The following is a 14,632-nucleotide window of genomic DNA, read 5'->3' as shown; positions in this document are numbered from 1 at the left end:
ACCGACGGACAGTTGATGATGGTGAATTTGCAGGATATTCTTACAAGCAAAGTGCTGAAAAGATGTGAATGTTATGGTTTAAGCGCTCAAGACTTTGCACACAATTGCCGATAGTTAATTCTATGAAGTGGATCAAATGACTGGAACCTTTTTTCTATATGTTCGATAGCGTACCTAACTCACCCGTGCTCCAAAATCTGCAGGCACAATTAAAAGAGTTTCCGAACCTAATGGCCGCCTATGAAAAGCTAGAGCCAATGATACTGGAAATTTTTGGTGCGTCGCGGATGTCGCTATTTCAAAAACGTGCCCAGCAGCAAGACTTGGTTGCGCGTTTTAAAACAGGCCAAGAAACGAAAGAGATCAAGGTACCGATCAGTCCAGCGTCGATAGCAGGTTACGTGGCCATGTCTCAGCAGCCTCTCATCATTAATGATCCCTATGATGATACCCAGCTTTCAAATATTCACATGCGCTTGCGCTTTGACAAAAAGTTTGACCGGGCCAGCCAGTTCAAGACCGAAAACATTTTGTGTATTCCCGTTATGAACGCAGGCGTGATGATGGGCGTGATGCAAATCATCAACAAAAACGACAGTAATTTTGACCAAAACGACCTTGATGTCGGAATGCAGATAGCGGATATTTTAGGCGATAAATTCCGATACGAGCTGGGGGGAACAAAGAATCCCTTCGATTACTTAGCGCTCAGGGGGCTGGTGACCGATCAGATTGTTCAAGAATTGACTAAATCAAACGATGTGAAACATATCGTGACGCGTCTGACCAGCGAGCATCGCGTCGAAGAAAAAGACATTGGAAGCGCTTTGTCTGTGCATTATCAAGTGCCTTACATTGACTATCTTCCTGATACGTATCACATGTATCAAAGCGACAGTCGACTTAATTTGTCATACCTAAAACGTAACTTTGTTGCGGTCATTGCAGATGCGCATGAAAACATCATTGTGATTATGTCTGAGCCCAACAACGCAGCTCTGTTAATGGAAATAGAAAGCGCACTGGGCATTGATAGCTATGAAATCGCAGTATCCTTGCCTAATCATGTACTCAAATACTTGGGTGAAAACGTTGGGGGTAGTGGTCCAGGTGAAATGGATGACATCTTGGATGAAATCGGCACTTCATCCGATGAAGTCGACGAACAGTCAGACGACTTAGGTGAAGATGCGCCTGCGGTGGTTCGTTTAGTCAGCCGTGTGCTACATGATGCGAAACGACTCAACGCTTCAGATATTCATATTGACCCAGAAAAAGGCGGTCCCACTAGAGTCAGAATGCGCGTTGATGGGGTTGTACGAGATATCAATCAAGTGCCCGCTTCGCATCACAACTCGGTCGTTGCGCGAATAAAAATCATGTCTAGCTTAAACATTGCCGAGAAACGAATTCCACAGGATGGCAAACTTGCTTTTAAACTTGGCGGTGAAGCCGTTGAGGTGCGTGTTGCAACCATCCCTACCGTTGCGGGTGAAGGCGTAGTCATGCGGATTTTGGCGACAGGTGGCGCTATGCCAATTGAGAAAATGAACCTTTCGCCTCGTAACATGAATATGATTGAGACCATGATCAAGCAACCTCATGGGATCATGCTGGTGGTTGGGCCAACTGGTTCGGGTAAAACCACCACTTTGCATGCAATTTTAGGCTATTTGAACACGCCGGACAAAAAAATATGGACAGCCGAGGATCCTGTAGAGATTACCCAAGCAGGTCTTCAGCAGGTGCAAGTTAGTCCAAAAATTGGTTTTACATTTGCCAATGCACTGCGTGCTTTCTTGCGTGCCGACCCTGATATTATTCTTATCGGTGAGATGCGGGATAAAGAAACCGCCCATGCAGGGATAGAAGCGTCACTTACCGGTCACTTAGTATTATCAACACTGCATACTAATTCAGCTCCGGAAACCATTACACGTTTGTTAGATTTAGGATTGGATCCAGTGAATTTCTCAGACGCGTGTGTCGGTATTCTTGCGCAACGCCTGATCAGAACACTTTGCCCAAGTTGTAAGGAAGAATACCCTGCGAGTGAGGACGACATAGCCTTCCTTAAACGCCAATATGGCGAGGAGTATTTTGCCGAGCTTGAGCTTGAACAAGACATCAAACTGCACAAAGCGAAAGGCTGCGATAATTGCGGCGACACTGGCTATAAAGGCCGAACGGGCGTGCATGAGCTGTTGGGTATGACCTCTGAACTACGCTCCTTAGTGTATAAAGAGTCTGCCGTGTCGGAAATGAAAGCTCAGGCGATGGGTGACGGCATGCGCACACTGACGCAAGACGCCATATTGAAAGTACTCAAAGGAGATACCGATATCGCACAGGTTCAAATTTTAGGTGGTCACGACTAAAACACAAAGATACACCTTAGTCCGCCCTTGAAATAAACGAGGGCGGATAGCCATACCACTGTTTGAAACACTTCCCAAAATATGAGCTTGAGCTATAACCCACTTCAAAACTCACTTCAGTAATACCTTTACCTTCAAGCAATAGTCGACGCGCATTTTCAAGGCGATATTGACGCAAAAACAGTTTAAAACTTAAATTATAATGCTTTTTAATACGACGCTGCAGGGTCTTTTCACTCATGTGCATTAAAGTCGAAATATCAGAAACTTTGAGTGATTCGTCTTGATAATGTTCGCCTATTAAGCTTTCTAACTGTCTACAAAACATGTCCTGAGTCGCAAGTTGTTGAGTCTCGTAGGAGGTGCTTTGCGGCTCTTCAACCGTGGCTTGTGATTCCTTTTTATCAGACCGAGAGCTGTATGAATAAGTAAAGCCTTCACTTGCGTCATCTCTAGTATCATTATTCGACTGTTTATCAGCGCGCATCAATAAGCGCTTTGTTTCCAGCACGTTTTCCATTACCACTTTTAGCTCGTCAACATCTAAGGGCTTCTCTACAATGGCTGTTACGCCCGCGCTATATGCAGCCACTCTTGCTCTGGTATCAACCGAGCTGGTCAGCATAATTAGGGGCGTTGTAGAAAACTCATTAGAGGCTCTTAGAAACTCGGAGAGTTGAACACAAAGGGCGTTTTGCCAACTAAAATCAACGATAATGATGTCAGGCAAAATATCAAAGATATCAGCAAGCGCTCGGTCGATGGAACAAAAGGCAAACCACGCATATGATTCAGAAAAACGTTCGTCCAATTTGTTATGCACAGACTCGTGCTTACCGATGAATACCGCTTTTTTGCGCGCGCTCACTCGCACCTGATGGCTTGCAGAGCTTGACACTCTGGGGATTTTTTTAGCTAAATGAGGGCTGGGCTGCACCAGTTGGAGTGGCAACATAAGCGTTACGCTCGTGCCTATGCCAAGCGCAGACCTAATTGACAGCTCTCCATTAAATTGTCTCGCGACATAGGCAATTGTCGAAAGATCGAGTTGTGTTTCAGCATCAGAGAGTCGGCGCAAGCGAGGAATGTGCTTACGACTATTTTGCTGAAAGACTTTGTCTGTATACCTTGCACAGACGCCAGTGCCGTTATCATGAATAGTGAAGCACAAAAAATGCTCGTTTGCAGCGCATTGCAAGGTGATACTCGTACCAGCCGGATTATACCGAATGGCATTTAGAATCAGTTTACGCAGTAACTTATCGCTTATACCCGATGGCATATTAAGTTGCCCATTAGCTTGCTCGCTGAAGCTTAGCGATATGCCTGAGCGCATAGCGTAATCTTGCAAGGGTGGTAAGATATCTTGCACTATCTGCACGCTAGACACGATTTTAGATGCCCCACGGCGCTTATTTCTTGGTTGTGCGTTATCAAACGATGGATTGTGGGCGAGATTGATGCCGTCAACTTGCTCCGTTAAGGCGTTTCGTCTCAATTCGTTTGACAGGTTTTTCAGTGTAATCAAGTTGTCTCTGAAAGGCGTTTGGTACACGGAACTATATCGCTTTTTATCCTTCATTAAATATTGTGAATGCAACATGCTATCGACGACTTTGTCGAGCATTTTTGACATATCAATTAATGCAGGGTCACCGTCATCGTTGCAGTCAGGGGATTTTATCTGCCTCGCGTTGCAATCTTGCTTTGACCTTTTGAATCCGAGATGAGCTTGAAGATATCGGAATACCGATTGAGATAGCCCTCGGCTCGCATAAATGATGCACAAGATTAGCAGCGTGAAGACACTGTAGATGATTAGCTGTGCCACCGTCACAGTGACTGAAAAGAACTCAGGATAATAAGATAGAGGCTGAGAGATTTGCATATTCAATCCTTGAACGACAAACAATAACGATGACAAAGGTTCGTTCTTCGAACCAGACGCCTCAGATGCTAATAAGCGGGCGAAACCGCGACAATTCGATTTTCGCTGACATTTCTAAAATGTTTCTTAAGCTATTGAAATGATGAATTTATTCTTTGAATACTCGCGTCAAGTTATCTGAGTATCGACTGTAATTTGGCGAAAACGTGAACAACCATGCTTGCGCATCGGCATTGTGCGCAGCCTGTATATCGTAAATGTAGTCGCCGATGTAAGCGATATTTTCTGGCAAGTGTCCCCATAATGCAGCAATTTGTAAAATAGCGTGAGGATCAGGTTTTGGTGGTGCATCTTCTCGCGTTATCACGATATCTACTTCGATGTTGGTATTCTGTAGCTTGATATCTGTCGCGGCTCTGCAGTTTCTCGTCACTATGGCCAAGGGTAGGTCATGCGCTCTCGCCTGCGCAATAAAGTGTGTTGCACCTTTTATCGACCGCGCAGTTTTTGCATCTTCTAATTCATGTCTTAACACAAGGTCAATTGCACGTTTTTTTTCAAGTGGACAGGGTATGCTGTCAATATATGCCAGAATATCGCTATCAGTCGGGCAATTGAGTTCCGATTTTATCTGTTTGAAATCCAGATTAGCGTGCACCAATGTGTCATCCAAATCAAAAATAATGCCTTTTACACCACAAAAACTAAACAATGAGCGCTACTTCTTATCCTGAGTTCAGCTTATTTAATAGTTGATATTCCTTTAACAAGACCAATCTTTAAAACCTGTTTATTTATACAGTTGGTTATCGTATGATGACGTATGGATTTAACCAGAGGAGATCCACATGGCCGTAATCACGCAGTACGTGGTGCAACATAAAGGAATCGATAAATTGGTAACTACTGACAAAAAAGAAGCAGACCAATACGACAAAATGTTGGGCATCGCCGACAATTTAAGCCTTTATATTCAGCATAAAGGCATTGAGCTGGACGATCAGATTGCAGAGGATTTGTCGATATTGCTAGCCAAAAACAAAGATGCAGTGGCAAAATTACTCCGTGGTACGGATGCAGATAGCATACTGGAAGCAGAAAAAGCAGACATTGTAGACATGCAGCAAAAGAAACAAGCCTAAGGCTTACATAGCCCATCTTCTCTAAAGCACGTTAGAACACTTTGGCAAAAGTTCATCATTTAAAAGGCTACATTCAGAACATATACCTGATTGAGTACGAGCACGGTTGCTTGTTACTTGACGGTGCCTGCCGAGCCGATTTTGACTTGATTGAAAAGCACTTTGTTGAAGTGATGCATCGTCCATTAACTGACCTAAAAGTGGTAATGGTGACGCATATGCATCCCGACCATGCTGGCTGCGCACACTATCTGCGCGAACGCGCGGGCTGCTTGGTGATTTCAGGCGTGTTCGAGAAACAATGGTACGCGGGCTTGTCCGGCAGAATTGCTCATCTTATCGATATCGCATTAGCGCATTGGGTGGCTGGAAGGCTTAAACAGACTCGGCGTCGCATATGGTATTCATCGCAATTAAAGCCGGATATAATGTTAGACGATGGACAGCCAGTACCTCATTTTCCAGATTGGCACGCGGTTTCAACGCCTGGCCACACCAGCATGGATATCAGCCTTGCAAATCATAAAATGAAATACATATACATTGCTGACTTGATGGTGCAGGTGAAGGGTGAGCTCTGTCCGCCCTACCCCGTGAGTCTCCCCAGCGAATATGTGCAATCCGTTGAAGGGCTATATGACTTTAGTGATTACACGATTATGATGGCGCATGTTGAACCGCAACAAGTAGCGCCCAGCGTCTTGGACAAGGTTAAAATGCGCAGCCCTCGCAAGGCGCAAAATAACAAACAGGCGATACTTAACCGGGCGAAAAAGCTTGCGAGATTTCGCTGAATTCTAATTGAATTCGATGCTCAGCAAGATCTTGCTAAAAGTAGCAATATTGCCTGTTAGCTATGCAGTACCACCCACCGTAATTTCATCAATTTTTAAGGTCGGCTGACCTACTCCAACTGGCACAGACTGACCGTCTTTACCACACACGCCAACGCCTGCGTCTAGTGCTAAATCATTTCCAATCATCGAAATTTTTTGCATCGACTCTGGGCCATTGCCGATTAGCGTTGCGCCCTTGATAGCTTGAGTGACTTTGCCTTTTTCAATCAGGTAAGCTTCAGAGGTAGAGAATACAAACTTGCCAGAGGTAATATCAACTTGTCCACCGCCAAAATTCGGTGCATAAATGCCCTTATCGACACTGGCGATAATTTCTTCTTGAGAATAATCACCTGCGAGCATATAGGTGTTGGTCATTCGCGGCATCGGCAAATGTGCGTAAGACTCTCTTCGACCATTTCCTGTTGGCGCAACGCCCATTAAACTCGCATTCATCTTATCTTGCATGTAACCGCGCAAAACACCATCTTCGATTAAGATATTTTGCTGAGTCGGCGTACCCTCATCATCGACAGAAAGCGATCCGCGGCGATTTTCCAGTGTGCCATCGTCAACAACCGTTACCCCGCTTGACGCAACCTTTTCACCAATGCGTCCACTGAAGGTTGATGCACCTTTACGGTTAAAATCTCCCTCCAGCCCATGACCAACCGCTTCATGCAAAAGTACACCAGGCCAACCACAGCCCAACACAACAGGCATAGCCCCAGCAGGCGCGGGCACGGCACTTAAGTTGACGCGCGCCATATGAAGCGCTTCGTCGGCCAATTGTTGATAACGAGGAATACCACTTTCGGTGTTTTGGCTAAAGAATTCATAGCCTCGGCGACCACCACAACCGGATGCGCCACGTTCTCTTTTTCCATCTTGTTCAAGCAACACGCTGCAGTTTAGACGAATCAAAGGACGTACATCTGTCACCATCGTGCCATCTGTCGCAGCGACTAGAACCTCTTCATACACACCGGTTAAACTCACGACAACTTGACTGACTTCAGGCGCTTTTATTCGTACATACGAATCTACGCTGCTAAGTAAGGCGATTTTGTCTTCATCCGTCATTTTTTGCAGTGGATTTTCGTTGGAATATAGCGGCTGAATGCTTAGACTTTCAAGAGAGGCAATCGCCTGAGTTTGACCTTTAGGCGCAATTGTACGTGCCGCATGACAGGCTTTTTGTAAAGCATCTTTAGTGATTTCATCTGAATAAGCAAAACCGGTTTTGTCTTCATTCACTGCACGCACGCCCACCCCGCGCTCGACGTTATAACTACCGTCTTTAATAATACCGTCTTCCAGTACCCAGCTTTCATGTTGTGAGCTTTGAAAATACATATCCGCAAAAGTGTTGCGATGCCCCATGATTTGACCAAGCATGTCATCGACGTCGCCAAGCGTAATACCAGACTGATGTAACAAATTGTCGCTTACCAAATTATTCAAATGTGTATCTCTCTTGTTGGTGTGCCTGCACTGGCATTCGTTGTCGAATGTCATCAAGGATGCTGGCGTCAAAGACTGCACATGCAGCCCCTTCGTCATTTTTAATAATACTAAGCTGCTCTCCCCAAGGAGAATACACGCAAGAGTGACCAAAGGTCTCACGTCCATCTTGATGGCGCCCTACCTGGTTCGCGGCGACCACGTAACTTTGCATCTCAATTGCTCGTGCTTGCAACAGTGCGTGCCAATGTGCATTGCCCGTGAGCTTGGTGAATGCACTGGGTATCACTACTACATTAGCGGGGCATAATGATTGAAACATTGTCGCAAAGCGCAAATCATAGCATACCGCTTGCGCAATATTTCCCCATGGGCTGTCAAAACGTGAAAGTTGGCTACCTGCAATAGTCGTATTCGACTCACAATATGCTTGAGTTTTATCTGCCACATCGACATCGAATAAATGAATCTTGTTATAACGCGCAATACAGTCGCCACTTGGTGCATACACAAGACTAGCTGCGTAATATTTGAAATCATTATTATTAGTAGGCGTGTTGATAATGGGGGTAGTGCCAGCCACTAAGTACGCATTAAAGCGCTTTGCTAAGCTCGAAAAAGCCTCTTGAATAGCTCCGCTGCCATCAAGTTCTGCTATATTTCGCATCGTTGCGCCGTCAACGCCAAAACAGCTTGCGCATTCTGGTAAGATTATTAGTGCTGGCTTGCTTACATCGACGCGAACACGCGTTAAGATGCTCTCAATCTTTGCCAAATTGTTGTCAACGCTACCACTTCCATTTATTTGTAGCGCAAATAAGTCAACCATCGCCTTGCTCCAAAGGCAGGAAATCTTCGATAGTAGGTGGTAAAAATTCATCTGAATTTTCGTCAAGCTCAGGCACACGCCGGCTAGGTAAATCCACGTCAGTACTTTGTCTTCCTGTTTCAATCAATACTGGATTATCGATTGTGCCTGAAACAGAATAATTGACGTTTGAAATCACTTTGGCCGACGTTAACACTTGGTCAATCGCTAAGGCAGCAAGCGCAGAAGGAGGACTGACGGTGAAAAAATAGACCAATACAGGTAAGTTGCCGGTCACATTAGGCGCGAAGCTCACGTTATAGTTTAACTCTTTAGAGACCAAATCCGTGTACCCGTAAATCTCAATCTCGCCGGCTGCACCATCAATTCGAGTATCTCTTGTGTCGGCTTTACCATCGGTGATTTGGATGCTGCCAAGCATTTCGTCATAGAAGAATCCTTTTGCGAACACATCCCTAAAATCCAGTGACAGTTTCCGAACCAAAGAGTTTAAGCTTAGCAAGGTAAAAATTCTCGATCCTTTGTCGCTGACCTCCGTCATGTAACCATCGCTAAGCGACCAATCGACTGTGCCGTCAAGGTCTGCGAAGCCAAAGTCCATTGGTGAGTCTTTCCATGTCAACCTAAAATCCATTGCTGCGCCAGAATCTTTTATGCCCGAATCCAGACCGAAGCCACTCAGGAATTGTCCAAAGTCACCGCTTCGCAAGTCGCCACTTAAAAACGTGTAGTGATCTTGATGACGCTTGTACCATTGTCCAGTTGCACTAATAGCACCTGTCTTGGTTTCTACTTCCAGGCGGGTAATTTCAATTCCGTCGTCATTAGGTTCTGCCTCCAGAGTTAACCGACCTAAATTTACTGAGCCCACTTCACATTGCTTACAGCTTAGGCGGATCATGGGCAAAGACTGCGGCTCAAAACCAGTAGCGTCCTCTTTCGCACTCGCTTCAAGGTCAATATCGCTCAATTTGATATAATCGGCATCGAAGCGCACACCTTCAGAAACCCAATTGCTGCTGATGTCCAATTGCCCCCGTATTTGGTCGGCATTGATATCAAAGCGCCAGTCTCGATCGAGGCGTTTGGCTGTCACATCTACATCTGTAATGCGGGTACCACCAATCAATACTTGATCGGCCTGCGCAAAAATACGTTCGGGAACGGAGAAAATCGGCTTTTCGGAATATTCTAGTCCACGAGTTAAGCCGTTGACTGCCTGATACCAGTTTTCAAAATCAATAGATGCCAAGTTCGCACTGATGCTAAAGCCAACCCCCATGCCAACAAAATCTGTTTGCCCTAGTGCTAAATGGGCGCGGCTAAACTGTTTCTCTTTATGCGGTAAGACGCCTTCAAAGCTGACATCGCCGCCAATCTTTGCGGTAATTGTCGAAGCGATATTGTCGCCCTGGGCCACTACTTTTAGTGGCATTGCATCGCGCGCAGACTTATAAAATGGTGCTGGCAAACTTGACTCAAGCGCTAACATAGAAGAATTGAGCTGGGCTTGATAACGGTAGTTTTTCCCAGTTAAAGCAAGCTCCAGACCTAAGTTCCAATCGAAGGATCCGCTTAGCTTGCCGTTTAAGTGTGTAGCATAGCGTTCCACAATGGGCTTTGCATCCCATTGACCATTTATGTCAAGATTGAGCGAATAGCTTTCTTCTTGCTGTTGACCTTGAAGAGAAATGGAAACGGCTTGGTCTAACAAGGTCGCATTTAGCGCATCAATGCTCAAGGCTTCGTTGTCAAAAGATATTACCCCATCGGCATCGGCAAAATTTAATCCTAAGGCGGCAACTTTCACCTGAGATTGGTTTAGCACCGCTTCTCCAATAGCGCGAGTATTATTCGGGTCTGCCAGTGGAATAAGTAGACGTAAATCTGTACTAACTTCACCATCTACGATCACATCTTCACTTAACACTCTACCCAGCGAGGTCTCCAGAGAGCTTTGTAACATGAGTTGCGCCACGTCCTCACCAGTACTGTCCCCGCGCACATCAATCGTTAACAGACTACTTTTAGCTAAACTTTCAATTGATGCATCCAAATGAGTCAAGTTAACGCCAGCAAGTTTACCGCTGTCGGCGCGCATCGTTAGACTATTGTTTTCAAACAACAGACTGATATCAAGCTCGTTAAGCGTGGGCCATGCCTTTGAAAACACAAAATCTGCATCATCAATAGCCACCGATGCCTGAAACACACCCGAGTTGTCCGAAAATGGAAACTTAGAGGCATCACCCTGCCAGAGTATGTGAGCAGCCTCGACTGTTCCGCCGCCTGTAAATGCTTGGGATAAATATCGTCGAACGTTTTCGCCCATAAGATTCTTTGGCAGAAATTCAGGTACTCGGGCAAGCGCTAAGGTCTCAACGTCGCTTATTACTGAAAGCGCCTTATCAACGCTGCGATAGCTAAAGTCAGGATGTATCAATAGTCCATCTATTTTAATCATTCCTTCGGTGCTGCTTAGGCTCCATCCTTTTTGAGCTACCCGTTTAGGTAGGTCATCGCCCGCAACACTGCGAGACATATTCGACCTTGTAAGCCAGATTGGAATATCAAGGTTTTCAAGGGCTAAATCACGCTCGAACATATTTTGCGAAAATACGTCTGTTTGCTCGGCTGACAACTCGATAAGCCCTCGATTTTCGTCTAGATAAAGATCCATAAGCAAACCATTGACGCCGGGGATTTTATCGCGCTCAGACCAAGACCATACACTGTCCTTTACTATTGCATTCAAACCAGATGATGAGAAACTGAGTTGTACTGTTGGCGCTTTTATGCGCATATCCAAAGCAGATGCGAGCGTCGCGATTTTGCTGTCATAGATACTCAATAAAGGAATGAGCTTATCGAGTTCAAGGGCTTGGGTATTGTGCACTTGGATGTCATCGAAACTCGTAAATTGCCCCCGAAACCCCGTCATCAAAGCCTCGTTAACATCACTATTTTGTACATCCAGCTCCTTTGAAAAGTTAAAATTATCGATGCCAAAATACCATTTATTCTGCTCGTTCACGGTTTTGTGTGGCGCCGCATAGAAGTCTGCTGAAATTGAACTTATTAAGGGAAGTTGATTTGCATCCGTGTAGGTAAGTTGACTAGGTAAAATCTTTCCAGAAACTGAGGTAAACCGCCCTTGATCTATACTCGCCCAAAGCTCGAAATTTCCCGCGCTTTTTATGCTGCTATCAATTTGAACATTCTCTTTCGCATCACTTTCATGTTGAGTAACAAAATCATTTAGCCAACCAGAAATATCTAAATCTTGCCCCTTTGCATACAGTATTCCGCTGTAACTTTCGATGTTGCCAGTTAAATCAAGAACAAATACCGCAGTGTTGCTTGCAAAGCCGTCCAGTGAAAATTCACCAAGACCTTGGTGCCGGTTGTCTTGATTTAACCAAGACAGCTGGCGAATGCGAACCTTGTTTTGTGCGTCTGCATTGACAAAAGAAAGTTCGCTGTTGGTGATTGAGAATTGGCTGAGTTGCTCTAAGAACAGACTTTCTAATGCATCAACTACTGGGAAGTCACTGCTGCCGCCAGCTAGACGCTTCACATCAACAGTAACGTTTAAATCAGACAGCGTCACTTTGCGCGACTGCAACTGTCTGCTGAATATCGACGACCAAAATTCCACCGCAATATACACATTTTGTACTTGTACAGCCACCGGCGACTGCTCATTCTGACGCAAGTGAACATCAGTAAATTGAAGTGAGGGACCGCTTGCTTTCCACATCGCTGAGACCGACCCAATGGTCAAATCAACGCCGTACTCGGTGAGTACATAATTCTCGATAAGATGTTTTCGATCATCCAGCAACGGCAAAGAATAGCGCAGCAAGCTAATCCCCAAAGCAATAATAACGAGCGCAACTGCAGCAGCTGTCCAAAGCTGCCTCAGAGCCAACGCCGCATATTTGCTTGATTTACTCAACGTGCTTCACTCATCTTCTTTTACCTAAAGTCGTGCCCGACGACTTAATCCACTTTCTGAAACTTTGCAAAGCTCACTACATCATCACAACATCAAACTTATCTTGATGATACAAATGCTCCGTGTGCACTTTAATCTGCTTTGAAACGAAGGCTTCCAACTCTGCCAATATATGCGACTCTTCGCCTAACAAAGCCTCTGCCACGGGCACAGATGCATAGACAACAAATTTGTCTGCGTTGTAAGCGCGACTCACTCGAACGACTTCGCGCGTAATTTCAAAACAAATAGTTTCAATCGTTTTAACAGAACCTCGGCCTAAGCAAGCGGGACATTCACCACACAATTGATGCTCAAGGGATTCTCGCGTACGTTTGCGAGTCATCTCAATAAGGCCAAGCTGTGTAAAACCGTAAATATTCGACTTCGCTTTATCCTTAGCCATGGCTTGTTCAAGTGAATGTAAGACACGGCGCTGATGGTCAGGTTCCATCATATCAATGAAATCGATGAGGATCATGCCGCCTAAGTTTCTAAGGCGAAGCTGTCGTGCAATAGCCAGTGTGGCTTCAATGTTGGTGTTAAAAATCGTTTCTTCCAAATTTCTATGCCCAACAAACGCGCCAGTATTAATATCGATGGTGGTCATGGCTTCTGTTTGGTCAATAATGATGTAGCCACCTGATTTGAGATCCACCCTGCGTCCCAGCGCTCGCTGCAGCTCATTCTCAACATCATATAAATCAAATATGGGCAGGTCGCCTTGATAATACTCAAGCTTATCACTTAATTCCGGCACATATTCTTTGGTAAAAGCAATAAGTTCCTGAAAGGTGAGATTAGAATCAATGCGAATGCGTTCAACTTCCGTACCCACAAAGTCTCTTAATACTCGACGTGCAACAGGTAAGTCTTCGTACAATATATTGGATTCTTTTTTGCCTTTACGCGACTCTATTTTGCTCCAAAGTCTGCGAAGAAACTCTGCGTCTTGGCGCAGCTCACGTCCATTTACCCCTTCTGCAGCGGTACGTAAAATAAAGCCGCCATTTTCATCGCACAAATCCGCCACTAGCGCTTTTAGCCTTTCTCGCTCTGCTTCATCTTCAATTTTCTGTGATACCCCTACATGCGTCACGCTTGGCATAAATACCAGATATCGCGAAGGTAAGGTAATATCTGTAGTCAGTCTCGCTCCCTTAGTCCCGATAGGATCTTTGATGACTTGCACGACAATAAATTGCCCCTCTCGTACCAACTCCCTAATATCTTTTCGCTCAAGCTGACTCGAAGCCACCTCATCTTTTACCTCTTCTTTTAGCTCTTCATGCACCGCAATGTCAGAGGCATGTAAAAAAGCGGCCTTATCTAGTCCAATATCAACGAAGGCAGCCTGCATCCCGGGAAGGACTCTGATAACTTTACCTCGGTAAATATTGCCCACTATGCCTTTTTTAGTATGTCGCTCTATATGAATTTCTTGGAGAATACCGTTCTCAATTAATGCAACTCGTGACTCGGAGGGCGTAACGTTGATGAGCAATTCGGCACTTATGTCCATGAGTGAAACCTCTCTAGTAGCTGCTTAGTTTGATATAGAGGCAAACCCACAACTGCGCTGTAACTGCCACTAATATGACTGATAAACTGCTCAGCTAAACCTTGGATGGCATAACCACCGGCTTTATCTTGTGGCTCTCCCGTTTGCCAATAAGCTTGTGCATCAGCAGTACTTACTTTAGCGAAGGTCACCTCAGTTGCGACAAGCTCACAGTCCTCTTGCCCATGAGCAACACCGGCGACTGCGGTTAATACAAGATGTTTAGATTCAGACAAAACCTTCATCATTGATAAAAAATCTGCGCAATCACGGGGCTTACCGAGTACCTCATTATCTTTTGCGATTAAGGTGTCAGAGCCTAGCACGATACCTGTAGAATGACGTGCAAATACGGCTTTCGCCTTCTCTAAGGCAAGACGTTTAACTAGGTGCTCTGGGCTTTCAGCCTTTCCCCTTTTCTCATCAATATTTGCAGGGACAACACTAAAGTTAGCACATATTTGTTTCAATAAGGCTTGTCGTCGCGGTGAGGCTGAGGCGAGTGTTATTTGCATATCCCATGCTTTACTTAAGCCG

The 14,632-nt window shown here is 45.1% G+C and carries 10 protein-coding genes; 3 read left to right on the top strand and 7 right to left on the bottom strand.

The window, feature by feature from the left end; all coding sequences use genetic code 11:
- Positions 1–158: 158 nt before the first annotated feature.
- The gene (locus PN836_RS15470) at positions 159–2,378 is read left to right on the top strand and encodes a GspE/PulE family protein (protein WP_395339906.1); all 2,220 of its coding nucleotides are present in this window, start codon (positions 159–161) and stop codon (positions 2,376–2,378) included.
- Between the two features lie 16 nt (positions 2,379–2,394).
- Here PN836_RS15470 and PN836_RS15465 read toward each other — a convergent pair whose 3' ends face one another.
- Positions 2,395–4,266, bottom strand: coding sequence for a helix-turn-helix domain-containing protein (locus PN836_RS15465; protein WP_395339903.1), 1,872 nt, complete (start codon positions 4,264–4,266; stop codon positions 2,395–2,397).
- Between the two features lie 148 nt (positions 4,267–4,414).
- Positions 4,415–4,978, bottom strand: coding sequence for an HAD family hydrolase (locus tag PN836_RS15460; protein ID WP_395339901.1), 564 nt, complete (start codon positions 4,976–4,978; stop codon positions 4,415–4,417).
- 136 nt (positions 4,979–5,114) lie between these two features.
- Here PN836_RS15460 and PN836_RS15455 point away from each other — a divergent pair, with 136 nt between their 5' ends.
- Complete coding sequence (locus tag PN836_RS15455; RefSeq protein ID WP_395339899.1) at positions 5,115–5,408, top strand: YebG family protein; 294 nt, start codon at positions 5,115–5,117, stop codon at positions 5,406–5,408.
- 41 nt (positions 5,409–5,449) lie between these two features.
- Positions 5,450–6,202 (top strand): MBL fold metallo-hydrolase, encoded by a 753-nt coding sequence (locus PN836_RS15450; protein ID WP_395339896.1) that lies wholly within the window; start codon positions 5,450–5,452, stop codon positions 6,200–6,202.
- A gap of 60 nt (positions 6,203–6,262) precedes the next feature.
- On the opposite strand, the gene tldD is transcribed toward PN836_RS15450, so the two are convergent.
- From tldD to PN836_RS15425, 5 genes are all read right to left on the bottom strand, one after another.
- Complete coding sequence (tldD, locus tag PN836_RS15445) at positions 6,263–7,708, bottom strand: metalloprotease TldD (protein WP_395339893.1); 1,446 nt, start codon at positions 7,706–7,708, stop codon at positions 6,263–6,265.
- Positions 7,701–8,537 carry a carbon-nitrogen hydrolase family protein gene (locus tag PN836_RS15440; protein ID WP_395339891.1) on the bottom strand — a complete coding sequence of 279 codons (837 nt, stop codon included), beginning with the start codon at positions 8,535–8,537 and terminating at the stop codon, positions 7,701–7,703. Before PN836_RS15440 ends, tldD begins: the two co-directional genes overlap by 8 nt.
- A complete protein-coding gene (locus PN836_RS15435) occupies positions 8,530–12,495 on the bottom strand; it encodes a YhdP family protein (RefSeq protein WP_395339889.1) in 3,966 nt (1,321 codons plus the stop codon). Before PN836_RS15435 ends, PN836_RS15440 begins: the two co-directional genes overlap by 8 nt.
- A 76-nt stretch (positions 12,496–12,571) precedes the next feature.
- Complete coding sequence (gene rng / locus PN836_RS15430; protein WP_395345701.1) at positions 12,572–14,050, bottom strand: ribonuclease G; 1,479 nt, start codon at positions 14,048–14,050, stop codon at positions 12,572–12,574.
- Positions 14,047–14,610 (bottom strand): Maf family protein, encoded by a 564-nt coding sequence (locus PN836_RS15425; protein WP_395339886.1) that lies wholly within the window; start codon positions 14,608–14,610, stop codon positions 14,047–14,049. Before PN836_RS15425 ends, rng begins: the two co-directional genes overlap by 4 nt.
- Positions 14,611–14,632 lie beyond the last annotated feature (22 nt).

It is taken from the genome of Ningiella algicola (assembly GCF_028401415.2).
Lineage (GTDB): Bacteria > Pseudomonadota > Gammaproteobacteria > Enterobacterales > Alteromonadaceae > Glaciecola.
The sequence above is the reverse complement of the archived record's forward strand: the minus strand, read 5'-3'. Positions and strand labels throughout refer to the sequence as shown.